At 62.2% G+C, this 23326-nt stretch carries 20 protein-coding genes; 12 read left to right on the top strand and 8 right to left on the bottom strand.

Going from position 1 to position 23326, the window contains the following annotated elements; all coding sequences use genetic code 11:
- Nucleotides 1-22: 22 nt before the first annotated feature.
- Complete coding sequence (locus ACWTV3_RS04260; RefSeq protein ID WP_498476990.1) at nucleotides 23-1207, bottom strand: acyl-CoA dehydrogenase family protein; 1185 nt, start codon at nucleotides 1205-1207, stop codon at nucleotides 23-25.
- A 108-nt stretch (nucleotides 1208-1315) separates the two neighbouring features.
- On the opposite strand from ACWTV3_RS04260, the gene manA reads away from it, so the two are divergent.
- From manA to ACWTV3_RS04230, 6 genes are all read left to right on the top strand, one after another.
- Nucleotides 1316-2500, top strand: a complete 1185-nt coding sequence (gene manA, locus ACWTV3_RS04255; RefSeq protein ID WP_498476989.1) for a mannose-6-phosphate isomerase, class I — start codon at nucleotides 1316-1318, stop codon at nucleotides 2498-2500.
- A 115-nt stretch (nucleotides 2501-2615) separates the two neighbouring features.
- Complete coding sequence (gene gmd / locus ACWTV3_RS04250; RefSeq protein WP_498476987.1) at nucleotides 2616-3602, top strand: GDP-mannose 4,6-dehydratase; 987 nt, start codon at nucleotides 2616-2618, stop codon at nucleotides 3600-3602.
- Nucleotides 3602-4549: a GDP-mannose 4,6-dehydratase gene (locus ACWTV3_RS04245; protein WP_498476986.1), complete on the top strand. Its 948-nt coding sequence runs from the start codon at nucleotides 3602-3604 to the stop codon at nucleotides 4547-4549. The genes gmd and ACWTV3_RS04245 overlap by 1 nt, the downstream gene beginning before the upstream one ends.
- A gap of 140 nt (nucleotides 4550-4689) precedes the next feature.
- The gene (locus ACWTV3_RS04240; protein ID WP_100388469.1) at nucleotides 4690-5016 is read left to right on the top strand and encodes a WhiB family transcriptional regulator; all 327 of its coding nucleotides are present in this window, start codon (nucleotides 4690-4692) and stop codon (nucleotides 5014-5016) included.
- A gap of 137 nt (nucleotides 5017-5153) precedes the next feature.
- Complete coding sequence (locus tag ACWTV3_RS04235; protein ID WP_498476985.1) at nucleotides 5154-7964, top strand: glycosyltransferase family 2 protein; 2811 nt, start codon at nucleotides 5154-5156, stop codon at nucleotides 7962-7964.
- Nucleotides 7961-9589, top strand: coding sequence for a DUF5719 family protein (locus ACWTV3_RS04230; RefSeq protein ID WP_498476984.1), 1629 nt, complete (start codon nucleotides 7961-7963; stop codon nucleotides 9587-9589). The genes ACWTV3_RS04235 and ACWTV3_RS04230 overlap by 4 nt, the downstream gene beginning before the upstream one ends.
- A gap of 19 nt (nucleotides 9590-9608) precedes the next feature.
- Here ACWTV3_RS04230 and ACWTV3_RS04225 read toward each other — a convergent pair whose 3' ends face one another.
- Entirely contained in the window at nucleotides 9609-10052 is a 444-nt protein-coding gene (locus tag ACWTV3_RS04225; protein WP_498476983.1) for a metallopeptidase family protein, read from the bottom strand.
- A gap of 63 nt (nucleotides 10053-10115) precedes the next feature.
- Here ACWTV3_RS04225 and ACWTV3_RS04220 point away from each other — a divergent pair, with 63 nt between their 5' ends.
- Both ACWTV3_RS04220 and ACWTV3_RS04215 read left to right on the top strand, forming a co-directional pair.
- Entirely contained in the window at nucleotides 10116-10331 is a 216-nt protein-coding gene (locus ACWTV3_RS04220; RefSeq protein WP_100388473.1) for a DUF3499 family protein, read from the top strand.
- Complete coding sequence (locus ACWTV3_RS04215) at nucleotides 10318-11742, top strand: phosphomannomutase/phosphoglucomutase (RefSeq protein WP_498476982.1); 1425 nt, start codon at nucleotides 10318-10320, stop codon at nucleotides 11740-11742. Before ACWTV3_RS04220 ends, ACWTV3_RS04215 begins: the two co-directional genes overlap by 14 nt.
- A gap of 107 nt (nucleotides 11743-11849) precedes the next feature.
- On the opposite strand, the gene ACWTV3_RS04210 is transcribed toward ACWTV3_RS04215, so the two are convergent.
- Entirely contained in the window at nucleotides 11850-12710 is an 861-nt protein-coding gene (locus tag ACWTV3_RS04210) for an RDD family protein (protein ID WP_498476981.1), read from the bottom strand.
- Nucleotides 12711-12726: 16 nt separating this feature from the next.
- Here ACWTV3_RS04210 and ACWTV3_RS04205 point away from each other — a divergent pair, with 16 nt between their 5' ends.
- Nucleotides 12727-13722, top strand: coding sequence for a stage II sporulation protein M (locus tag ACWTV3_RS04205; protein ID WP_498477936.1), 996 nt, complete (start codon nucleotides 12727-12729; stop codon nucleotides 13720-13722).
- A 33-nt stretch (nucleotides 13723-13755) separates the two neighbouring features.
- On the opposite strand, the gene ACWTV3_RS04200 is transcribed toward ACWTV3_RS04205, so the two are convergent.
- The 5 genes from ACWTV3_RS04200 to ACWTV3_RS04180 are packed head-to-tail and all read right to left on the bottom strand — an operon-like array spanning nucleotide 13756 to nucleotide 19185.
- Nucleotides 13756-15048 carry a DUF58 domain-containing protein gene (locus ACWTV3_RS04200; protein ID WP_498476980.1) on the bottom strand — a complete coding sequence of 431 codons (1293 nt, stop codon included), beginning with the start codon at nucleotides 15046-15048 and terminating at the stop codon, nucleotides 13756-13758.
- Between the two features lie 2 nt (nucleotides 15049-15050).
- Nucleotides 15051-16007 (bottom strand): AAA family ATPase, encoded by a 957-nt coding sequence (locus ACWTV3_RS04195; protein ID WP_498476979.1) that lies wholly within the window; start codon nucleotides 16005-16007, stop codon nucleotides 15051-15053.
- A gap of 42 nt (nucleotides 16008-16049) precedes the next feature.
- Nucleotides 16050-17258, bottom strand: a complete 1209-nt coding sequence (locus ACWTV3_RS04190; protein WP_498476978.1) for a DUF4350 domain-containing protein — start codon at nucleotides 17256-17258, stop codon at nucleotides 16050-16052.
- Nucleotides 17255-17953, bottom strand: a complete 699-nt coding sequence (locus ACWTV3_RS04185) for a DUF4129 domain-containing protein (protein WP_498476977.1) — start codon at nucleotides 17951-17953, stop codon at nucleotides 17255-17257. Before ACWTV3_RS04185 ends, ACWTV3_RS04190 begins: the two co-directional genes overlap by 4 nt.
- A complete protein-coding gene (locus tag ACWTV3_RS04180; protein WP_498476976.1) occupies nucleotides 17950-19185 on the bottom strand; it encodes a DUF7847 domain-containing protein in 1236 nt (411 codons plus the stop codon). The genes ACWTV3_RS04185 and ACWTV3_RS04180 overlap by 4 nt, the downstream gene beginning before the upstream one ends.
- Nucleotides 19186-19305: 120 nt before the next feature.
- Between ACWTV3_RS04180 and mtrA the strand changes: the two genes are divergently transcribed.
- Genes mtrA through ACWTV3_RS04165 form a run of 3 tightly spaced genes read left to right on the top strand, consistent with a single transcriptional unit; the run spans nucleotide 19306 to nucleotide 23277 of the window.
- Nucleotides 19306-19986, top strand: coding sequence for an MtrAB system response regulator MtrA (gene mtrA, locus ACWTV3_RS04175; protein ID WP_100388481.1), 681 nt, complete (start codon nucleotides 19306-19308; stop codon nucleotides 19984-19986).
- A gap of 5 nt (nucleotides 19987-19991) precedes the next feature.
- Nucleotides 19992-21605: an MtrAB system histidine kinase MtrB gene (gene mtrB / locus ACWTV3_RS04170; RefSeq protein ID WP_498476975.1), complete on the top strand. Its 1614-nt coding sequence runs from the start codon at nucleotides 19992-19994 to the stop codon at nucleotides 21603-21605.
- Entirely contained in the window at nucleotides 21598-23277 is a 1680-nt protein-coding gene (locus ACWTV3_RS04165) for an LpqB family beta-propeller domain-containing protein (protein WP_498476974.1), read from the top strand. Before mtrB ends, ACWTV3_RS04165 begins: the two co-directional genes overlap by 8 nt.
- Nucleotides 23278-23326 lie beyond the last annotated feature (49 nt).

Below are 23326 nucleotides of genomic sequence, written 5' to 3'. Positions count from 1 at the left end.
CTAAAAGTCGCATGTCGCAAGATTAGACGAATGCAGCCTTGCCTGTGATGGCACGACCCACGATAAGCGTGTTCATCTCGCGAGTTCCCTCGTACGAGTAGATGGCTTCCGCGTCGGCGAAGTGGCGCATAACGCCGTAGTCGAGAACAATTCCGTTGCCGCCCATAAGCTCGCGGCACCAAGCCACGGTCTCGCGCATGCGGCTCGTCGTGTATTCCTTGGCGAGTGCTGCGTGCTCATCTTTTTGCACGCCCTCGTCGAGCATTTCGGAAACACGGGTCACCATGCCGATGGAGGCGGTGATGTTTCCGAGGCTCTTCGCGAGGTGCTCTTGAACGAGCTGGTGGCTGCCGATGGGCTTGCCGAACTGGATGCGGTCGTTGGCGTACTCAACGGCGGCTTCGTATGCGCCGATGGAGTTTCCGACGGCGGCCCAGGCAACCTCTGCGCGCGTGAGGCGCAGCACAGCAGCGGTCTCGCGGAACGACTGGGACTTCTGCAGTCGGTTGGCTTCGGGAACAACAACGTTCTCAAGAACGATGTCGGCGTTCTGCACGATGCGCAGCGCCATCTTGTTCTCGATACGAGTGGCGGAGTAACCGGGAGTGCTCGTCGGCACGATGAAGCCCTTGACCTGGTTGTCTTCTTCGTCGCGCGCCCAAATAATCGTGACGTCGCTGATGGAACCGTTACCGATCCAACGCTTCGCGCCGTTAATGATCCAGTTGTCACCATCGCGCTTGGCGACAGTCTGGAGGCCTTGAGCGGTGTCGGAGCCCGAGAGAGGTTCGGTGAGACCGAAAGCACCCAGCAGCTCGCCGGAGGCAAACTTGGGCAGCCACTCGTCGCGCTGCTCTTGAGAGCCGGCGACACCGATCGAACCCATGACGAGTCCGTTTTGCATGCCGACGAGCGTGGCGGCACTGGCATCCACGCGGGCGAGTTCGAGAGCGACCCAACCGCGGAACACGGCCGAGTTCTTAAAGTGCTGCGTCTCGGCCCAGGGGAGTCCGAAGAGCCCGAGGTCTGCCAGTCCCTTTACGACGACATCGCGGTTGAAGAATTCTGCCTTGGCCCACAGGTCGTTGGCTATCGGGCGAACCTCTTTGTCGAGGAACGCACGCAACTTCACGATCGTCTCTTTTTCCTGATCGGTGAGGGCGTTCTCGTAGCCGTAGAAGTCGCTGCTGAGGGTCTCAAATGACATAGTCGTCGCTCCATTGCTTGTCGAAATCATTGTGAGCCTAAAGCGTGAGTACACGTCGCTTCTAGACGATTGGTACTTTGGTCTAACGCTGAGAGAAGAGTTGACTGAATGTTTGTAGGCATCACTAATACCCCGCGCGATTACGCGTGGGGCTCCGCTGGCGAAATCTCGACTTTGTTGGGCACACCCCCCACCGGCAAGCCCGAGGCTGAGCTGTGGCTGGGCGCGCACCCGGGCAGTCCGAGCGTCATCCTCGACCCCTCCGGTACGGCGGGAGCGAGTGACCTGCACGAGTGGATTCAGCGCGACGGCGAGAAGATTCTTGGGGCGGGAGTCGACCGGCTTCCCTTCCTGCTCAAGGTGCTGGCCGCCGGAGCGCCGCTGTCGCTTCAAGCCCACCCCACTCCCGAGCAGGCCGCCGCGGGGTTTGCGCGCGAGAACGCTGCGGGAGTCCCGCTCACGGCCAGTAACCGCAACTACAAAGACGCCTCCGCCAAACCAGAACTCATTCTCGCGGTTAGCGACACCTTTGAGGCGCTGTGCGGTTTTCGGGCCATGGCCCAGACCCGGGCATCCATCGAGCGACTAGCTGAGCTGGATGCCGCGAGCAGCACCCCCACACCGGCCCTGTTCGCCGAGTGGTTGGCTTTCGCTCGCGCTGACTCCGATCTGCGCGCGATGTTCGAGTGGCTCATCTCAGCCGCGCAGCCGGTGCCGGAGCTCGTGGAGCGGGTCACGGCGCTCGCCGAGGCCGACAGCGCGAGCGAGGAGTTCGGGCTTGTTCGGACGCTTGCCGGCTACTACGCCGGTGACCCGGGGGTGTTGATTTCGCTCATGCTCAACCACGTCACGCTGACAAAGGGCGAGGCGCTGTTCTTGCCGGCGGGAAACATCCACGCTTACTTGCGGGGGCTCGGTATCGAACTCATGGCGTCGTCTGACAACGTGATGCGAGGTGGGCTCACGCCCAAGCACGTGGATGTGCCTGAGCTGCTGAGTGTGCTCGACTTCTCAGCGAGCCCGGTTCCGTACCTCTCGGCGCAGCCTCTCAACGAGGGCACGCGGGCCTTCCGGCCGCCGGTGCGCGACTTTCAGTTGGTGGAGGTGCACGAGGCCGCGAACGTCGAGCTCCATAGCGCGGCCATCGTGTTGTGCACGGTGGGGGAGTTCACCGTGCAGAACGGCGAGCACTCGGCAACGCTGTCGCGCGGCGAGTCGATCTTTGTCACCAGTGATGAGGGTGCGTTGAGCATCCGGGGCGCCGGTCAGTTGTTTGTGGCGGCAACGCAATAGCGGCTGGTGGCTTCGGAGAGCGCCGCGCGGCCGCACAAGTTCCAGTAGCGTTACTTCGGCCGACGTGTTGGTTCGGAACCCAGGCAGAGCTGACCGCAAGCAAGAGAGACAACTTATGAAGCGCGCATTCATTACAGGAATCACCGGTCAAGATGGGCTCTACCTTGCCGAGCTTTTGCTCTCGAAGGGCTATACCGTCTTCGGCCTCATGCGAGGCCAGAACAATCCCAAGCGCGAGCTTCTGGAACGCGTCATCCCGGATGTCCACATCCTGACCGGCGATCTCACTGACCTCTCGAGCCTTATGCGGGCCTTGAGCGTGGCGAAGCCCGACGAGTTCTACAACCTCGGTGCCATTTCGTTCGTCGCGTACTCGTGGGAGAACGCTCATCTCACGAGCGAGGTTACGGGTATGGGAGTGCTCAACGCACTCGAAGCGGTGCGCTTGCACACGGCGGCAACGGGCCAGCAAGTGCGGTTCTACCAAGCATCCAGTTCGGAGATGTTCGGCAAGGTGCAGACCGTTCCGCAAAACGAAGACACTCTGCTGTGGCCGCGCTCGCCATATGGCGTTGCCAAGGTATACGGCCACTACATGACGATCAACTATCGCGAGTCGTATGGCATGCACGCATCGTCTGGTGTGCTCTTCAACCATGAGTCGCCTCGTCGCGGCCCAGAGTTCGTGACGCGTAAGGTCACGCGTGCCGTCGCCCGCATCTCCCTCGGGCTGCAAGACAAGCTCACGCTCGGCAACATTGACGCTCAACGGGACTGGGGCTTCGCCGGCGACTACGTTGAGGCCATGTGGCTCATGCTGCAGCAGGATGAGCCTGACGACTATGTCATCTCCACGGGCGAGACCCAGAGCATCCGCGTTCTGCTTGATCTTGCCTTCGCTGCCGTCGGGATCGACGATTGGACCCCGTACGTCGACTTCGACGAACAATTCATGCGCCCCGCCGAGGTCGACTTGCTCGTGGGCGACGCCTCAAAAGCTAAAGAGAAGTTGGGATGGGAGCCTCGCGTGAAGTTCCCCGAACTTGTGACGATGATGGTTGACGCCGACCTTCGCGAACAGAAAGAGCTTGCCGGCCTGTAATGACTCGCGCACTGATCACCGGAGTCACCGGTCAAGACGGTTCTTACCTCGCTGAGCTCCTGCTCGCGCAGGGCTACGAAGTGCACGGGGTCACACGCGACGCCGACGAAGTTGTCACGCCGGGGGTTATCGCTCACGAACTCGATTTGAGTACCGACAGCGCGATCGGCGCACTGATCGCCGAACTGCAGCCGCGAGAGGTTTACAACCTGGCGGCGCTGAGTTCGGTGTACCAGTCGTGGCAAAATCCGACGCTGACCGCGCGACTCAATGGCGCCGTGGTGGCGGAGATGTTGGCGGCGGTCAAGACCATCCACGATCAGGGTGACGTCGACATCCGCTTTGTTCAAGCGTCGAGCGCCGAAATCTTTGGCACGCCCACCGACTCTCCGCAGCATGAGAGCACTCCAGTGCGCCCTACGAGCCCGTACGGGGCGGCGAAGGCCTATGCGCACGGTCTCGTGGGCGCGTACCGCACAGCGGGCGTGGCAGCCTCCTCGTTGATTTTGTACAACCACGAATCTCCGCGTCGCCCGGAGACTTTCGTCACGCGAAAGATCACAGCGGCAGCCGCGCGGATCTCTCGCGGTCTTCAAGACACGCTCGAGCTCGGAAACATGGATGCTCGCCGCGATTGGGGCTGGGCCCCGGACTACGCCGACGCGCTCGTTCGAGCAGCGCAGCATCCGGAGGCCGACGATTTTGTGATCGCAACAGGAATCTCACATTCTGTTCGTGACTTTGTGGCTGCGGCTTTCGAGCGCGCGGGCGTCGAGGACTGGGTAGACCGTGTCACGGTGGCGGATTCTCTGCTGCGAACAGGGGATGCTGCCCTACAACGGGGGGATGCAAGCAAGGCTCAGCAGATCCTAGGTTGGACACCGACGGTGGAATTTGATGAAATCGTGGCGGCAATGGTCGATCACGATCTTGCTTTGTTGACTTAATTTAAGTCACGGCGCGCCATAACCCTTAAGTCTTAGTCGAGGCAATTATGATCTGCGACTTGACTCTCGGGAACTACACCGGTGTAATTATGTAACGCGATTTGATGCAACGCATTGAAAGCGGAGGGGAGATAGACCAGATGGGCAACAGCGGTTACCGCGCGGGAGTTCCCGACGACTGGTTTGTTGACCCCGTCCGACTCGGGGTTCCCGGAGTTCGTCAACCTCTCGCTGATGAGGACGACAACGCACTCTCCTGGCAAACAGACTCGCTCTGTGCTCAGACCGACCCTGAAGCCTTCTTTCCTGAAAAGGGCGGCTCCACTCGCGATGCCAAAAAGATTTGCTCCTCGTGTGAAGTACGCAGCCAGTGCCTCGAATACGCTCTCGAAAACGATGAGCGTTTCGGAATCTGGGGCGGTCTCTCTGAGCGCGAACGTCGCAAACTTCGCAAGCGCGCAGGTTAATTCTTCTTCCCGTTTCACCGTGCGCTCAGGGAGTGCCTGCATGAGGACGCTGACCCCGTATTGGGGCGGCTCTCAGACTCGCCGCTCTGCAGCGCGTCGGATGCAGAAGAACACTCGCGACGCATAGTCTCAAACAAATGCAGCCGAGAGTCACCGCAGTACTAGTCGCCCGCAACGGTGCGAAGTATTTGCCACGCACCCTTGCCGCTATTGCGGCGCAAACTCGGCGACCCGATTCGGTGATCGCGGTCGACGCTGATTCGAGTGACAATTCGCTCGCGATCATGGCGGAGTCCGCTCCTGCTCAGATCGCGGATGCTCACGGGCAGCGAACTTTCGGTGGCGCGATTTCGTCTGCGCTGCAGACGGCCGCACCACAGGCATCCGAGAACGAATGGTTGTGGCTGCTTGCTCACGACAGTGCGCCAGACCCTCACGCGTTGAGCGCTCTGCTTGGCGCGGTTGAGATCGCGCCGTCGGTGGCGGTGGCTGGCCCCAAGCTGGTGCGCTGGGACAACCCCTCTGTTATCTCGAATTTTGGTGAGACGCTCACCCCGCTCGGCCGCTCCGTTGGACTCGTCAATGATGAGCTCGACCAAGCCCAGCACGATGTGCAGACCGACACTCTCGGTGTTGCCGGCGCAGGCATGCTTGTTCGTCGACAGGTGTGGGCGGCGCTGGGCGGTTTCGACCCCAAGCTGACCTCGGTAGATGCCGCTCTCGATTTCTGTGTTCGTGCTCGTTTAGCTGGCCACCGCGTCATCGCTGTCGCGGATGCTCGGGTCGCTAGTTCTGGTGGCCCCGAACTCTTCGGTAAGCGCTCGGTCTCGGCCGCAGCGCACAATCGGGTGCAGCGCTTCGCCCAGTTGCACCGTCGTCTCGTTTACGCTCCCGGGTTTACCGTTCCGCTGCACTGGCTCACGCTGCTGCCGCTCGCGATTCTGCGGTCGCTGGGCCACCTCGTTGCCAAGCGACCGACCGCTGTTGCCGGCGAGTTTGCTGCCGCCTTCGCCGCCATCTTTGATGGGGGAGTGGTCGCCGCCCGGCGAAACCTCCGGCGCAATAAGCGACTGGGCTTTGCCGCTGTCGATCCATTGCGGATGTCGTGGGCTGAGCTGCGCGAAATGCGGGCGCACGAGCGTCACGGTGACTCGCCCGATGCGGCGTTCGAGGTGGCGAGGCCCAAGTTCTTCAGTAACGGTGGAGCATGGACGGTGTTGCTGGCCGGCATTCTCGGAATGCTCGCGTTCTCTCGCTTTGTGGATGCCGCCGCGTTGAGCGGTGGCGCGCTGCTCCCGCTCTCCACCACGGTTTCTGAGCTGTGGCAGCACGTCGGCTATGGCTGGAATGACCTTGCTCAGCAGGTTGTCGCTGCCGATCCCTTCTCAGTCGTGCTTGCCGTGCTCGGCTCGCTGACGTTCTGGAACCCGTCGTTCAGCATTGTGTTGCTCTATCTCGTCGCGTTGCCGTTAGCGGCGCTGGCGGCCTGGTTGTGTGCGGCATCTATTTCTGAACGTACCTGGGCGCCCACGATCGCGGCTGCCGCGTGGACCGTTGCGCCCAGTTTCTTGGTCTCCCTCGGCGAAGGTCAACTGGGAGCCGTGCTCGCCCATATTCTTCTGCCGTGGCTTGTGCTCACGGTGCTCCGGGCCGCCCAGAACTGGGCGATGGCGGCACTGGCCGCTCTTCTCTTCGCGGCGATCGCAGCGTCGGCTCCCAGCCTGATTCCTGCTCTCGTGATTGCGATGGTCGCGTGGATTGTCTTGCGCCCCAAGGCAACTCACCGCCTGCTGTGGATCGTCATTCCGGCGGCCGCGCTCTTTACCCCGCTGGTCATTCAGCAATGGGCCCGTGGCAACTTCTGGGCGATCTTTGCGGATCCCGGGGTTCCGGTTGTGCGCGAGGCCTCAGCCGGCTGGCAGCTTGCCATCGGCAGCGTGGTGCCCGGTTCTAACGGCTGGAGCTCGCTGCTGGCAGCTCTCGGGCTCAACGATCGCTACGGCCCGCTTCTCGTGGCGCTCATGCTCGCTCCGTTCGCGGCGCTCGCACTCATGAGCCTTTTCGTTCCCGGTACCCGTCGCGCGGTTCCTTCGCTCGCGCTCGCGCTGTTGGGATTTGTGACGGCAGTGGCGGCAACGCACGTCGCGGTCAGCGCCTCGGGTGAATCAGAAGTCGGTATTTGGGCGGCCCCCGGCCTCAGCCTGTACTGGCTCGGCCTGAGCGGCGCGGTGACAGTCGCGATTGACAGCCTCGACCGCCACGCCACCTTGCCTGCAGTCGTGGCTCTACTCGGCATTGTGGGGCTTTCCGCAGCGCCTCTGTGGTCGCTTGCCTCGGGCATGACCGCCGTGGAGGCAAGCAACGGTCGGATCTTGCCCGCGTTCGTTGCCGCAGAATCAACACAGCGTGATGGCCTCGGCACGCTACAACTCACCGTTACGTCTGACTCCACAATCTCCGTCGATCTGCACCGCGGCCGAGGCTCTGGACTCGACGAGCAGTCGACGCTCGCTGCCACCAGCATCGAACTCTCCGAGGCGGAGGTTCGCAACGCCACGCTCGCGGGAAACATTGCCTCGCGCAGCGGCTACGACATCGCTCGCGAGTTGAACGACCTCCAGGTCGCCTTCGTCGTGCTCACTCCGGCGTCGAACGCAGACGCTTCCGAGACACGTCAACGCATCATCGAAGCTCTCGATGGCAACAGTCTCCTCAACCCCATCGGTGACACCGCTCAGGGCTACCTGTGGCACTATCCCGACCTGCAAGAAAAAGAAATTCCCGTCGGCGCGAGCAATACCGAAACGCGTTGGGGCCAGATCGTGCTTGCCGGGCAGGGACTCATTTTCGGTCTCACCTTCTTGCTGGCCATACCGACTACTCGCCGTCGCCGGCTGAAGGCGGCCAAAGCCGAGAGCGCCGTCACCGTGATAGAGGCGAACGAATGAGCGACAACGAACTGACTCCCGACGAGGCCTCGGCGTTGCCCGTAGAGCCCACCGGTGCTGAATTCGACGACGACCACGAACTCACCGGGGCCCCGGAACCCGAGTCGAGCACGCGTCGCCCAGTGTCAGCCAAAGCTGCCGCCGCGATCGGTGCCCGCGTTGTTGGCGGAGTACTCGGCATCGGTATTGCTGCCGCAGCTATTCTTGGTTCGACCTTCGTCGAGCTGCCGTCGTCGACCGCGACGCCGCCGAGCGAGCTCGTGGTCCCCGTGCCCACCGCCCAGCAATTGACCTGCCCAGGGCCGCTTTTGCGGCTCTCTGATGAATCGGGCGCTGAGGCATCCACCGTCTTCACGCTCGGCCAGGCCATCACTCGGTTCTCGTCGAGTACCGGAGCGGTCGAACAGTCTCGCATTAGCGCCTCTGATGCTCAGCCGGGGGAGTCGGTGGCCGAGCCTCTCGTGCTGAGCGCTGCTCCGGATGCGCAATCTCCTGACCTTGACGTACTTCTCAGCGGTGCCCAATCCCAATCTGTCGCGGTTGGCGACTACGTCGGTTTCGCCTCGGCAGCCTGCCGGGCTGTCGGCGGCGATAGCTGGCTCGTGGGCGGAGCAACCACAACGGGCCGCACGACGCTCATCTCTTTGACGAACCCCACCGAAGTTGCCTCGACGGTGGATCTCGAAATTTTCGACGAACGCGGTGTTGTCTCTGCGGCAGGTACCGGCGGAATCGTCGTGCCGCCGAACGGGCAGCGCGTGTTGTCATTGGCTGGATTCGCACCCGGGGTTAGTTCACCCGTGGTTCACGTGACGAGCAGCGGTGGCCAGATCACCGCCGAGTTGCAGCAGTCGATCGTGCGTGGGCTCGACGCGGGTGGTGTCGAGATTATCGGTGCCACTCAGCCACCAGCGCTCTCGGTAGTCCTCCCCGGCATGGTCGTGACGAACCTTGAGGCAATCCAGGCTTTGCGCGGAACGGCGACTCAGACCGATGACGTGATTACAGCCATCCGGGTCTTCGTTCCTGGCGAAGAGTCGACCACCCTTTCTTTCACCCTCACACCCGCCGACACTGAGCGAGACCCGATCACATTCACTCGCGATGTGAGCGCGGGAGTTGTCACCGACATCCCGATCGAAGAACTCGAAACGGGCGCGTACTCCGTGCAAATCGAATCGGACGAACCCGTCGTGGCGGCAGCTCGCACAACGTCGGCTGTGATCGCTTCCGGTGGAGGAATCTCCGCCACTGATTTCGCTTGGTTCACGGCGAGCCCCGCGCTTACGGAAGACACCCAATTCACGGTCGCGTCAGGGTTGGATGCCGTTCTCAACGTTGTGAACCCGGGTGACACCGACGTAGTCGTGAGCCTTGTTGCCGCCAGTGACACCGCTGCCGATACCGCCGCCGATGACGAGTCCGCTGACGATCAGACGGCCAACGAGTACACGATCGAGGCGGGCGCGACGTTGCGGGTACCGGTGCCAAACGGCGAGACGCTCACGCTGGTGCACAGCAGCCGCGTGTTTGTCAGCGTGACGCAGGCAGGGGACGGTTTCCTCTCGGCCTATTCGATCGACCCGCAAACGCCGGGCTCGTCGCCACTGACGGTCTTTCCGTAGCGAGCGCCTCAACCAGGCTCTAGAAGTGTCGGAACCGATCGGGCGCTAGCTCCCACGGGTCTTTGCCGATGTATTCGGCAACGGCACGAAAGACACAACTCTCAATGAGCATCCGCTTGTGCAGCTCGTCGTCGCGGTGTAACCGCGCCATCCGCTCGATCGGCAACCGGTAGAGAATGATGCGCTTCTCGGCGGGCACTACATGCCAACGCTCGACCTTGGAGCCTTCGGAGCTGCTGGCCGGCATCAGGCCGATCTCAAAGCGTGCCTCTGCGAGTTCATCCGGCCACATTTCTTTGAGAAACTGGGCGGCTGAGGCCACAGTCATCTCGAAGTTTCCGTTGCGGCTGCTGAGCAACGGCAAGTGCGGTCCAGTGACGGCAGCGCGGATGCCGCGCCCGTGTCGGTCGCGCCAGTTTCCCCGCACAGAGCGCGTCGACTCCCGCTTCGATGATCTAGCCACGGGCTCATTCTACGGCCGCTGGTTGCCCAACTGTGGGCGCACAGTCGTAGGCTAGGGCTCACAATGAATCAGCGCCCGTGCAGCAAGGTCGCCTGCAACTCCGAAGCAGTCGCCACCTTGACCTATGTTTACGCCGACTCAATGGCTGTTTTAGGGCCGCTGAGCTACAGCGCTGAACCGCACACCTATGACCTCTGTGCCCGCCATGCAGAACGACTCTCCGTGCCTCAGGGGTGGCAGGTCGTTCGCCATGTAGTTTTGGGGCATGAGCAAAGCTAACCCCATCGATCTCGCCCCTTTCATCAAGGCATATGACGTTCGTGGCCTCGTGGGAACCCAGCTCACTGACGAGGTAGTCGAAGCGCTCGGTGCTGCGTTTGTTGACGAAGTGGATGCCGCGGGCCACGAGGTCATCGTCGGCCACGACATGCGCGATTCTTCGCCCCGTTTCGCCGCCGCGTTTTCGGCCGGTGCGCGCGCTCGCGGGGGCAACGTCGTTCTCATTGGACTCTGCTCGACCGATGAAACCTATTTCGCTTCCGGGTCCCTCACCGCACCCGCCGCTATGTTCACGGCGAGCCACAACCCGGCCACCTATAACGGCATCAAGTTCAGCCGGGCGGGAGCGCAGGGCATCAGCTTCGCGACCGGGCTCAAGGCGATCCGTGACCGCGCCCAGAATTACCTGGCCGAGGGAATCCCCGCGGTCGACGCTGTCGGTACGCAGCGCGAACTCGACGTGCTCGGTGACTACGCCGGGTACTTGCGTGAACTCGTTGACCTCAGCACCATTCACCCCATTCGCGTAGTCGTAGATGCCGGTAACGGCATGGGCGGCATGACGGTACCCGCCGTGCTCTCCACGGCGGCCGGGCTCCCGAAACTGCCCATCGAGATTATCCCCATGTACTTCGAGCTCGACGGTACGTTCCCCAACCACGAAGCGAACCCGCTCGACCCCGCCAACATTGTCGATCTTCAGAAGGCCGTGCTCGAACACGGAGCCGACCTCGGGCTCGCCTTTGATGGCGATGCTGACCGCTGCTTCGTTGTTGACGAGCAGGGTAATCCGATGAGCCCGAGTGCGGTGGCTGCGGTCGTGGCACTGCGAGAAATTCAGCGGGTGCGGGCTTCGCAGCCGGAGGGCGACATCCACGTCATCCACAACCTCATCACGTCGCGCATCGTTGCCGAGACGATCGAGGCCGCGGGCGCGATCCCGGTGCGCACCAACGTCGGGCATTCACTCATCAAAGACCAGATGGCGGCTACGGGCGCGATCTTTGGCGGCGAACACTCGGCGCACTACTACTTCCGTGATTTCTGGGGTGCCGACAACGGGATGCTCGCCGCCATGCATTTGCTCGCTGAATTCGGTTCGCAGCCAGAGCCCCTCTCGGTGCTCTCGGCTCGCTTCTCGCCCTACGCGGCCAGCGGCGAGATCAATTCGGTGGTGGACGACGTTCCCGCCGCTACCGCTCGCATTCGCGCGGCTTTCGAAGCGGAAGCCGACTTTGATGAGCTGGATGGCCTCACGGTGACCGGTCGTACTGCCGAAGGCGAATCGTTCTGGTGGTTCAACGTGCGCCCCTCGAATACGGAGCCGCTTTTGCGTCTCAACGCCGAAGCCGGGTCACAAGACGTGCTCGACACGGTGCGCGACCGGGCTCTCGCGATTATTCGCGCGTAGGGACCGCGCGATGCACGCGCGATGCGTCGTGCGTCGGGCGTCATGCTCGACGGGTGACACCCGACGGCTGAAGCCACCAATAGCCGCTCACCGCCCACTGTTGCGGCCTAGGCGCGGTTGCGGGGAAAACCGCGGGGCACGCTCGTGAGAGCGGGCTCGAGTACGTCGAGTCGCGCCTTCTCGCTGGCCAGCGCTGCACTCTCACGCTCACGACGCACGGCGCTCACGGCCGACAACAGCACCTCGGGTTCCACGTGCGGCAGCGGCGAAACGTAGGTTGCTGCTTCGTTGGCCAACGACAGCGCGTGTTGTTGGCGCGTCAGCGGGGTGTAGCCGGGGGCGGCAACCAGAAAGTGTGAAATGCGGCGCGCGAGAGCATCCGGCATCTTGGCAACGTCGGCGGTGCGCGCCCATTCGGTCAGTTGACCGGGAAGCTGCACTACAGGGTTCGCGAACTTGGTCACGCGCTCGTACTGGCTGTAGGTGCCAGCGACGAGGTCGCCCAGGCGTTGGGCACGAGTGTTGAGCAACGCGACGACAGCGGCTAAGCCTCCCGCGGTCATGAAGATTTCCATTACCCCGAGCAGGGCGCGGATGAAGGCATGCCGAAAGCCAATCGCGCCGCCATCGTTGCGAACAATGCGGGCCCCGATCGCAAGCTTGCCGAGCGACTTGCCGTGGCTCAAGGTTTCGACGGCGGTGGGAATCACCACAAGGCAGATCACGGTAGCGGCCACGGTCAGGGCGGTGCCGATTGCCTGATCGAGCCCGGCCGCGGTGGCGAAGGAAAACGCGCCAAGGAGAAGGCCGATGAGGGCCGCGCCGTAGACGAGAAAGTCGATGATCGACCCAGCGGCACGAAGCACGAAACTAGCCGAACGCAGCTCTAAAGCAACGGCTTCTCCGGTGATGAGTTCATCGGTTTCGTCCCCATACGCGAAGGTGTTGGTCGTTTGTGGGCTCGGCATGACATCATTTAAGCAGATGGATCTCGACTCTTACTCAGCCGCGCATCGCGAAGACTGGGATCGCCTTGCCCAATTGGGGTCTCAGCGCCGACTTTCCGGGGCAGAAGCCGATGAATTGATTGATCTCTATCAGTCGGGGGCCACTCAGCTCTCAGCGATGAAGACGAGCATGGGGCAGTCGGTTCAAGCCGACCGTCTGTCGTTGACGCTCAGCCGCGCTCGGCTCCGCTTCACGGGTGCCGCCGCCAACCTCTTCAGTCAGTTGCCACAATTCTTCATTGCGCAGTTGCCGGCCGCGCTTTACCGTGTGCGGTGGATGTCGCTAGTACTCACCGGGGCAACCTTCTTTATCGGGTTCCTCTTTGCCTGGTGGGCGATTTCGAACCCGCAACTGCTGGCCAATTTCGGCACTCCGGCAGAGCGCGAAGCTTTGGCTCAAGACGATTTTGTGGGCTACTACTCGGAGTACTCGGGCGGCTCCTTCACTGGCTTCGTCTGGACCAACAATGCGTGGATCGCGGCTCAAGAGATCGCCTTCGGCATCGTCGGCGTCTACGTGCCCTATCTACTCTTCAACACGGCTCAGCAATTGGGCTTCACCGCCGCGATCATGCACGAGTTCGACCGCCTCGACGTCTTCTTTCTCTACATCGCCCCGCACGGCCAGCTTGAGCTCTACGCGATCTTCGTTGCTGGCGCGGCCGGAATGATGATCTTCTGGTCTTGGGTCGCTCCGGGGGCGCGTACGCGCGCTCAAGCCCTCGCCGAGAACGGCCGGGCGCTCTTTACTATCGTCATCGGCATCATTCTTGCGCTCTTAGTCTCAGGCATTATTGAGGGCTACGTCACGCGCCAAGACTGGCCCTGGGTAATCAAGATCGGTATCGGCACGGTCGCACTCGGTGGCTTCTTGGCTTACCAGTGGATTCTCGGTGGGCGGAGCGTTCGTGCCGGCAACTCTGGCGACCTGAGCGAGTTCGACGCGGGCGCCACTCATATCGTCGCCCACTAACGCCGCCGTTTTAGCGACGCTCCTCGAGCGCTTCTAGAGCTTGCCGGCTGCCTTCAACGCAATGTAATGATCCGCGAGCGCGAGGGGCAAATCTGCGGGGCGTCGAGAGACCACGGAGGCTCCGAGTTGGTTGATCGCGTTAGCCACTCGTGACTGATCAAGCAGGGCGCGCTCGGCAGCTCCAGCGAGGTAAACGGCGTCGCGCGAGGAACGATCGAGCGTGGCATCCACAATCGAGGGGTCGGTGACAGAGGCCACAACAACAGTGTGCTTCGCCGTGAGTTGCGGCAGCATTGCGAGCAGACCGTGGGTGGCGCCGGGGGACTCGGCGGTCGTGGCAATCACGACGAGCGCGCGCTGGGTCGTAGCCTGCCGTACAAGGTTCGGAACGGCGTTCCAGTCCATTTCGATAAGTTCGGGCTGAACGGGCGCCATGCTGTTGACCATCTTCGACAGCAGATCGGGGCCAGCGGCTCCCTGAACGCGGGCGCGAACGCGGCGGTCGTAGATCATGAAATCTACGTGGTCGCCGGCACTCGAGGCCAGAGCCGCCAGCAGCAGCGCAGACTCGAAGGCGGTGTCGATGCGGGGTTCGTCTTCGATCCGTGCCGCAGAAGTGCGGCCACTATCAACGACGATGACGACGCGGCGGTCACGCTCGGGCCGCCACGTGCGAACAACAAGTTCAGAACGGCGAGCGGTGGCGCGCCAGTCGATCGAGCGAACGTCGTCGCCGCGTACGTAGTCCCGCAGGCTGTCGAATTCAGTGCCTTGACCGCGGATCATGACGCTCGTCGCGCCATCGAGTTCACGCAGTCGGGCGAGTCGGGAAGGAAGGTGTTTGCGCGAATTGAACGGCGGCAGCACCGTAAAGCTGCTCGGAACGCTCACCGTGGTTTGTCGGGCGATCAGTCGCAGGGGGCCATAAGAACGCATTGTGACGTGCGCGGCTTCTCTGGTTCCACGACGCAGGGGAGTGAGCACTGTAGTCAGTTCACGGCGTTCACCAGCGGGGACCGAAAGTAGAACGCGGTTAGCGTGAGCGCCCGCGGATGGTTGCCAGCCGTCTCGCACGATCGCGCGCAGCCGGCGGCGGGTGGGGTTCGTTACTCGTAACGCCGAGCTGGTGGTCTCACCAAGGCGCACGCGATCGGGCGACGTGCGCTCGAAGCGTAGAGCTCGCACCGACACAGCCAGGATCAAGTCCAGCGTGCCCAGCAGCACCACAAAAAGTACCCAATAGACGAACACGATGGGCGCACCCGTGATGACGATCGGCACAATACCGAGCGCCACGAGAGCAACGAACCATCCAGAAATTGCCATTGTTAGATCGGGACCTGCACTTGCTGCACGATCGATCGCAGAATGACGTCGGCCGACACTCCTTCGAGTTCAGCTTCGGGGCGCAACTGAATGCGGTGGCGAAGTACCGGCAGCACCATGCTCTGGATGTGGTCGGGCGTGATGGAGTCCGCACCGGTCAGCCAGGCCCACGCCTTTGCTGCACCAATAAGGGCGATTGCACCACGGGGGCTCACGCCGAGCTTGACGGACGGGCTCTGGCGGGTAGCGCGCGCAAGGTCAACGGCGTAAGCAACCACATCGGGGCTTGCTCCCACCTTCGCGACAGCAGCCTGGGCGGCCGCCAACATTGACGCATCGAGAACGGGCGTAACCCCGGCTGCGGCGAGATCACGAGGGTTGAAGCCAGCGGCGTGACGCGTGAGTACTTCGATCTCGGTGTCGCGTTCGGGCAGGTCGAGCACGAGCTTGAGGAGGAAGCGGTCGAGCTGAGCCTCGGGAAGCGTGTACGTTCCTTCGTATTCGATGGGGTTCATCGTCGCGGCAACCATGAACGGCACCGGCAGTTTCAACGACTGGCCGTCAACGGAAACCTGACGCTCTTCCATCGCTTCGAGCAGCGATGACTGAGTCTTTGGTGGGGTGCGGTTGATCTCGTCCGCCAGCAAGATATTGGTGAAGACGGGGCCTTCGCGAAACTCGAACTCGCCCGACTTGGAGTCGTACACGAGCGAACCGGTCACGTCGCCAGGCATGAGGTCTGGCGTGAACTGCACGCGCTTGGTGTCGAGCTGAAGCGCGCGGCTCAACGTGCGAACCAACAGTGTCTTTGCAACACCCGGAACGCCCTCGAGCAGCACATGGCCGCCCGTGAGCAGCGCAATGGTGAGGCCGGTGACAGCCGCATCTTGGCCCACCACGGCCTTGCCTACTTCTGTGCGCAGTTGAGTGAATGCGTGCCGCAGTTGCTCGTCAGTCATATCTCGATTCTTCTCTATCTCTGGCTTGGTGGGGCTAAGCGGTTAGGCGGGGCGGATGATCGTGCGCACGCGATCTTCGAGTGCGAGCAGTTCATCCGACAGGGTGATGAGTTCGTTGTCTGAGGCAGGCTCGGCGTCGACTAGCAAGTGTCGGAGCGGGGCGAGGGGCTGCGCGACGAGCGGGGAGATGCGGTTGATCACATCGTCGACGGATGCCGTGCTCGGCAATCCGCACAGCCCTGCGATTCTGCCGATGGTTCCGATGCGCAACGAGTCGAGCGTATGGAGTCGCGCTGTGGACTGTGCGTAGAGTCGCGCGCGCCCCTGCATCGTTTCGCTGGATCGCACCGTCACCGGGAGCTTCTCGATCACGAGGGGGCCGAAGCGACGGCCACGCCAGAGCGCACTGACGAGAAGAGTGAGAACGAACAACCACGTAGCGGGCAGTACCCAACCGGGGGCTAGTTCGTCGAGGGTGGCGGTACCGCCATCGCCTTGGATGTCGAGAAAGCTCGGCGTGTACCAGACAAGAGTGTCGTTCTCCCCGAGCAGGCGCAAAGCGAAGGCAGCGTTGTCGGCGGCCGTGATCCCGCCATTGGAAAGCGCATCGGTTGCTCCGAGGATGCGTAGTTCGGTGTCGCCGCGGTCAAGGACGATGAGGCCGTAACCATCATCGTCATTTCCATAACACGCCGTGATGGCGGAGCTTGGCTCGATCACGCGATAGCTAGTGGGGCCAGCCGTGATCTGAGGGGCAGTCGACGACGAGGGTGCAGAGCATCCGGCGCTCACCGAATCTGAAGAAGCGCCTGCTTGGGCAACTTCGGGAGCGATCTCAAGAAGTTCGTTGAGTACGGGTTCGGCGACGATGACGGTGCTGGCTAGCCCTGCAGCATCCGCCACTTGGCTCTCGGTCAAATAGCCCTCGAAGTTAGTGAAGATGAGGGTGCTGTCGTCGGGGGACCCGAGCGCGGCGCGAGTCTCGTCGAGTGTGGTCGTGACGATCACGTCGACACCCTGATCGCGCAGTACCTCTGCAACGGCTTGAGAACCTGCTTCGTAAGGGCTTGTGGGGTCGAGCGGCGGACCTTCGACGGCGTTGCCAGTGAGGTTGAGAGTGACGACAGCCACAACCACCAGTACGATCGCGGCGGCAACCCAAAAGAGAGCTCGTCGCGTGGTGGTGCCTAGGCGGGGAGTGAGCACCGTTGTTTCTGCACTGGCCTCTAGCGCGGTTCGGGTCTCGCTCACAGCGTTGCCTCGGCGAGATCGGGCTTAGCCGCACGCACGCGTGATTCCAGCGCGCGCAGTTGCTCGTATTCTTCGCGAGTGGCGGGCTTACGCATGTAGCGCACGCGGTCGAAAGTGTCGGCGCTCGCAACGAGCTCGGTCGCAAGCTCAGGCAGAACTCGTGAAGCTCGTGTTGCAAAGCCGTGTCCTGTTGTGCCGGGAGTCATATTCACCAGGGTGCGTTCTGAGAGGCCGCGGGCGATCGAACGGAACATATCCGCAATGGCGGCGGCGTACTCTTCGCGGGTGGCCGCCTGCTCCGCAGCTTCTCGCAATTGAGCGGCGGTTCGGTAGTCGGCTTCGCCAAACAGGATGTCGTGATGCTGGCTCTTACGGTTGAGGCGCGGCACTCCGTAAACAATGATCGCCGCGATAATTGCGACGGCAACGAGGGCGAGAAGCACGATAGAGACGATGGTGGGAATTCCGTTACCGTCGCCGATGGTGAGACTGGCGAGCCAATCACTGAACGCTTTCGATGCTCGGTCGAAGAGGGTGGGCTTGGCTGCTTGGTAGGGAGCTTTGGAGAGCTCCTCGATAAGCAACCGAGTCGCTTCTTCCGAATCGGGATCTACTGGCACTTCGTTGAATACCGCGGGGGCAGCACGGGGCGTGAGTGCTGCAGCCACGGAGGCTGCGACAAGCGTTAGCGTCATGAAGCGGCGTTCGGCACAGCGGGCCGTGCACGGCTCGGCGTGCTGTTGAGGGTGAGGTAGGGGTCGGGTACCGAGTGATCGCCGGCGTTACGTGCCTCGACGAAGCGAGCAAGTTCGAGGTCGAAGCCTTCTTTACGCATCCGCATGTCGATGTACAGCAGCGCGGGGGCGGCCGACTGAATAACGATCGTGACGGCGCCGATGACGACTGACAACACAATGGTCACGATGTAGATCACGAGGAACGCGACAAAGCCCGCTTCTTCGTTGCCCGTGGGGTTGAGTAGCCCCGCTCCGAGCCCACCGAGGACGCTCAAGGGGGTCGTGACAACGCTCGACACGACGTTCACAATCACGAGGATGAGAAGCAGTATTCCGAAGGTGCGCCAGAAATTGCCGCGAACGAGCGACCACGAACGGCTAATAGCGAGCCTGAGGGGCAAGCGCTCGATCATGAGCGCGCTCGGAACGAAGGCGAAGAAGGTCCCGAGCCATGCGGCGAGGAAGAGCGCAACGAGAAAGCCGGCGATCATTGTGAGCACGCCAAAGACGATTCCGGCGGTGTCTCCCAGGGTGAACAGCAGCACGGAGACTCCGGCAACGACCGCAATTCCCACCATCACGGCAATCATGACGAGCGCTGACCACCCAATGAGTGCTCCAAGTCGGCCCTTCGCGGCATTCCAGAGACCGCGAACACGAAGGCGTTCTCCCACAGTGCCGCGCGCGACTTCGAGCGAGATGATGCCTTGGAGAATCGCTCCGCCAACGAGAGAGAGGGCCACGGCAAAGAGAGCCGAGAGGATAAGACCGGCCGTCGTGCCGGCCTCGATGGTGGCGGCATCCGCTTCGGTGGCGCTCAAGGCGCGTTCGGCAGACGCAAAGCTAACGATTCCGACGAGCACCAAGGAGCCAACGGTGACCAAGCTCATGATGAGAAGAGAAAGACCGAAGGTGGGACGCGGATTGCGGCGCAATACCATCAGCGATGCCCCGAGGATCGTGCCCAGACCGAGCGGGTGCAGCGGAATGAGGCCCGGCTTGGGCGGCGGGGTCCAGCCAGGGGTGGGCGCAGCGTACTGCGAGGGGGCACCCGGAGTTCCCGGCGCTACAGGGGCCATAGCGGGTGCGGCGCCGGTGCCATACGCTGACGAGGCGCTGGGCGGAGCGAGCGGCTGGGCACCATCGGCACTGCTGCTGTCGGGTGACTGCCAGGGGCTGTTATCGCTCACTTTTCATCCTTGATTAGGCAACTGCGAAAATTCAATCGCCCTCATGTTTTCACACTCGACTACTCTTGTGCGAAAGCTTCTCACTCTGTTAGCCCGAGAGCTAGAAAGTATCGAGGACCAGTGAACCCGCGAATTCTTGTAGTCGATGACGATACTGCCCTGGCAGAAATGATCGGAATCGTTCTCCGCACCGAAGGTTACGAACCATTTTTCTGCCAAGACGGCGCCCTAGCGTACGACGCCTTCAAGTCGGCCGCGCCCGATTTGGTGCTGCTTGACCTCATGCTGCCCGGCATGGACGGCATCGAGATTTGCTCCCGCATTCGCGAGGAGTCCGGTGTGCCGATCATCATGCTCACTGCTAAGAGCGACACGGCGGATGTCGTGAAGGGTCTCGAGAGCGGGGCTGACGATTACGTGGTCAAGCCCTTCAATCCCAAGGAGCTCGTGGCGCGTGTGCGCACCCGACTCCGCCCCGCGAGCGATGCCGCCACCGGCACGCTCACTGTCGGCGACCTTGAATTGGACGTCACGGGCCATGAGGTGCGCCGTGGCGATACCAAGATCAATCTGACTCCGCTCGAGTTCGAGCTCTTGCTGGCGCTCGCGATGAAGCCCGAACAGGTATTCACGCGCGAAATGCTGCTGGAGCAGGTCTGGGGCTACCACTACAAGGCAGACACTCGTCTGGTGAACGTTCACGTTCAGCGTTTGCGCGCCAAGGTTGAAGAAGATCCCGACAACCCGAAGATCGTTATGACGGTTCGCGGTGTTGGTTACCGCGCTGGCGCCACCGCGTAGGTTTTATGGGCGATTTTGACTGGCGCGGCTGGGTGCGGCGAGGCGCCGCAGTGTGGCGCTCGTCTCTTCAATTGCGCACTGTGGCGATCACGGTGCTGTTGTCATCCGTTGCGGTGATGGTTATTGCGGGCTACATGTCGCTGAGTGTGGGCGCGAACCTGTTTGATGCGAGCCGCGATCAGCTCACTCGTACGTCGGTGAACGCAACCCTTGCTGGTCAGCAAGTGTTCGATGCTGCTGACGAAGATCTTGGCCTCGAAGACCTCGACGTCATGATGGGCGAGGCCGCAAAGGTCATCGAGAATGTTGCCTCCAGTACCGGTGGCACGAGTTACGCGATTTTGCGAACGCCCGGTCAGGAGGGGTCAGGGGTTCCTTCCGATGTCCAAACTCAGGGTCTCGGTTACGAATCCCTGATCTCGCAAGAGCTTCGGGATGTGGTCGCCGCGTCGACCGAGCAACGTACCTACTGGCAGTCGGTGGCCCTGAGGCAAGATGCCGACACCGCCGATCACCCCGGTCTTGTTGTCGGCTCGACACTCGACATTCGTGGCGCGCAATATGAGCTGTATCTGGTCTACGACATCCAAGACACTCAAGACACCCTTATTCTCGTGCAGCAGACGCTCGGTCTCGGTGGCTTTGCTCTGCTCGCGCTGATCGGCGTTGTCACGTTCGTCGTGGTGCGTCTCGTCGTGGGGCCCGTTCGTCTTGCGGCTGAGACGAGTCAGCGTTTGGCGGCTGGCGAACTCGAGGTGCGCATTCCGGTTCAGGGCGACGACGTCATTGCCACTCTCGCCCGTTCGTTCAACGGTATGGCCACCAGCATGCAGCAGCAGATCACCCGCCTCGCCGCGCTCTCGCAGGTTCAACAACGTTTCGTTTCGGATGTCTCTCACGAGCTTCGTACGCCGCTCACGACAATCAGGCTCGCTGGCGATGTTCTGTACGACCAGCGCGACACTTTTCCGCCCGCCACGGCACGCACTGCCGAGTTGCTGCACACCCAGGTTGAACGGTTTGAGTTGTTGCTCGCCGATTTGCTTGAGATGAGCCGGTACGACGCTGGAGCTGTTGATATGGAGACGGAGCCCACAAACCTCGTGCGGCTCGTCGAAGACGCCATCGAGAGCCTTTCGTCGCTTGCGGAGAGCAAGGGCTCCGAACTGCGGCTCGTTGCTCCCGGTGGCCATTTTGAAGCGGACGTCGACCCCCGCCGCATCCGCCGCATTCTGCAAAACCTGGTGAGCAACGCCATCGACCACGGCGACGGCCTGCCGATCGTCGTGTGGATCGACAGCGATCAGGATGCCGTTGCTATTGCCGTGCGCGATTACGGCGTCGGTATGAGCCAGGCGGCCCTTGAGCGCGTCTTCGACCGATTCTGGCGGGCTGATCCGTCGCGCCAACGCACCACGGGCGGCACCGGCCTCGGGCTGGCAATTGCGCTCGAGGATGCTGCGCTTCACGGTGGCTGGCTCGAAGTGTGGTCGGATGGAGACCACGGTTCGTGCTTCCGGCTCACGATTCCCCGCGAGCGCGGCGCAGAATTGCGCTCATCGCCGCTTGAATTGCCGCCGAACGATGACATCCCGAGCTTGGAGGCGCCCCATGCCTAAGTTCTCGAAGATTGCGTTCTTCTCCTTGGTCACCGCAGTTTCCGTCGCGCTCACCGGCTGCGTCGGAGTGCCGACGTCGAGCGAGGTGCAAACCGGGCCGCTCATCGACGAACAAGACGGCGTTCAATACGAGATCGTCGCCTCAGGGCCCGTCGTCGGTTCGACGCAGGAACAGATCCTTAGTGACTTCATGAATGCCGTGCGCTCTCCCGCGCGAGACTATTCCGTGGCCCGCGAGTTCCTCACCGGCGCGATGAGCGAGGCATGGAATCCCGCTGCGAGCGCCACCGTTCTCGAATACGACAAGCTGCCGACTATTGCGCCAGCGCTCGATGAAAACGCGCTCACCTACTCGTTCTCGGCACAAGCGGTAATCGACGAACGAGGGGTGTATTCCGAGCTGCCCTCGCCAGTGTCACAGACTCTCGCGTTCGCGTTTGAAAAGGTCAATGGGGAGTGGCGCATTTCGACAGCGCCCCCGGGGGTAGTGCTTACTCTTCGTGGTTTCGAAGTGAGTTTCGAAGAGCAAGTGTTGTACTACTTTGATCCCAGCTTCGCCTACCTCATCCCCGATACCCGCTGGTTTGCTGTGCGGGAGTCGTCGCAGACGCAGGCGATTCAAGAATTATTGGCCGCCGATTCGGCGTGGGTGCAACAGGGGGTCGTACTCACCGCATTCCCGCCATCCACGACGCTCGGGACAACAAGTAGCCTTACTTCTGGTCGTGCGGTCGTTGACCTGAGCTCTGAGGCGCTCGCCGCCAATAACGTGGCGCGCGACCGTATGCGTCAGCAACTATCGGCGACACTGCACACTCCGATTGTGGTGCTAACAGTCGAGGGGCGCGAGCTTCAAGACTCCACCTCTGGTCAAAACGCGGCCGTCATTGAATCGGGCTACGCCGGCCCGCTCGTTGTGGGCACGGGAGACGAATTTGGCTTCAGCACGAGCGACGGGCTGAGCGCCATCACTGAGCTCAGCGACATCGTGACCTCGGCTGGTGCCACCACGGCCGCGCTGTCTGCCGACAGGCTCTCGGCTGTGTATCGCGCCGCAGACGGAGCGGCGTATTTTGCGTCGGTGGGTGTCGCTCCGCGCCTGGTTGACTCACGGCCCGGGCTCGTGGCGCCGTCGCTCGACCCTTTTCGGTTCGTCTGGTCTGCGCAGGGCTCCAGCGCCACGTCGCTGACGACTTTCGCGGTCGATGGCACCGAGTATCCGCTTCAGACCTCGTTGCCCGCTGACTCTCAGATCGTTTCTCTGGATGTCTCCCGCGACGGTGCGCGATTGCTTGTGTATCTCTCCACTCCGTCTGGTCCTGAACTGCTCGTTTACGGAATCGTGCGCCAGCAGGGCAACGTTCCCGTCCAGCTCGTAGAACCGGTGTCTCTGCCTGTGCGCTCCGGAACCGCAATCGACGCGGCGTGGGTTGGTTCAAGCAGCGTCGCAACGTTGAGCGGTAGCGAGGGTTCTGTTGCGGTCACCGCGTACAACCTCGGTGGTCCCTCTCAAGACTTGGGCGACGTCGATGGCGCAACGCAACTTGTGACAACGGGCTCGAACACCGACGGCCTCCGTGTGCTGGCTGGTGGCGAAGTGTGGCGGCCGCAGGGCAGTCAGGCGTGGGTTCAGACCGGGCTCGACGCCTCCTTCCTAGCGGTGCAGCAGTAATCGTTCTCCACTGATCGACTCCTCGACGCGGCCTCGCGTCGAGGAGTCG

Source organism: Salinibacterium sp. AL4.1 (genome assembly GCF_059767305.1).
This window is presented reverse-complemented; position numbering and strand designations above follow the sequence as displayed.

Coding starts and splice junctions, on each gene's coding strand:
- ACWTV3_RS04260 (WP_498476990.1), bottom strand. CDS start 1,207: ATGTCATTTGAGACCCTCAGCAGCGACTTCTACGGCTACGAGAACGCC.
- manA (WP_498476989.1), top strand. CDS start 1,316: ATGTTTGTAGGCATCACTAATACCCCGCGCGATTACGCGTGGGGCTCC.
- gmd (WP_498476987.1), top strand. CDS start 2,616: ATGAAGCGCGCATTCATTACAGGAATCACCGGTCAAGATGGGCTCTAC.
- ACWTV3_RS04245 (WP_498476986.1), top strand. CDS start 3,602: ATGACTCGCGCACTGATCACCGGAGTCACCGGTCAAGACGGTTCTTAC.
- ACWTV3_RS04240 (WP_100388469.1), top strand. CDS start 4,690: ATGGGCAACAGCGGTTACCGCGCGGGAGTTCCCGACGACTGGTTTGTT.
- ACWTV3_RS04235 (WP_498476985.1), top strand. CDS start 5,154: ATGCAGCCGAGAGTCACCGCAGTACTAGTCGCCCGCAACGGTGCGAAG.
- ACWTV3_RS04230 (WP_498476984.1), top strand. CDS start 7,961: ATGAGCGACAACGAACTGACTCCCGACGAGGCCTCGGCGTTGCCCGTA.
- ACWTV3_RS04220 (WP_100388473.1), top strand. CDS start 10,116: ATGAATCAGCGCCCGTGCAGCAAGGTCGCCTGCAACTCCGAAGCAGTC.
- ACWTV3_RS04215 (WP_498476982.1), top strand. CDS start 10,318: ATGAGCAAAGCTAACCCCATCGATCTCGCCCCTTTCATCAAGGCATAT.
- ACWTV3_RS04210 (WP_498476981.1), bottom strand. CDS start 12,710: ATGCCGAGCCCACAAACGACCAACACCTTCGCGTATGGGGACGAAACC.
- ACWTV3_RS04205 (WP_498477936.1), top strand. CDS start 12,727: ATGGATCTCGACTCTTACTCAGCCGCGCATCGCGAAGACTGGGATCGC.
- ACWTV3_RS04200 (WP_498476980.1), bottom strand. CDS start 15,048: ATGGCAATTTCTGGATGGTTCGTTGCTCTCGTGGCGCTCGGTATTGTG.
- ACWTV3_RS04195 (WP_498476979.1), bottom strand. CDS start 16,007: ATGACTGACGAGCAACTGCGGCACGCATTCACTCAACTGCGCACAGAA.
- ACWTV3_RS04185 (WP_498476977.1), bottom strand. CDS start 17,953: ATGACGCTAACGCTTGTCGCAGCCTCCGTGGCTGCAGCACTCACGCCC.
- mtrB (WP_498476975.1), top strand. CDS start 19,992: ATGGGCGATTTTGACTGGCGCGGCTGGGTGCGGCGAGGCGCCGCAGTG.
- ACWTV3_RS04165 (WP_498476974.1), top strand. CDS start 21,598: ATGCCTAAGTTCTCGAAGATTGCGTTCTTCTCCTTGGTCACCGCAGTT.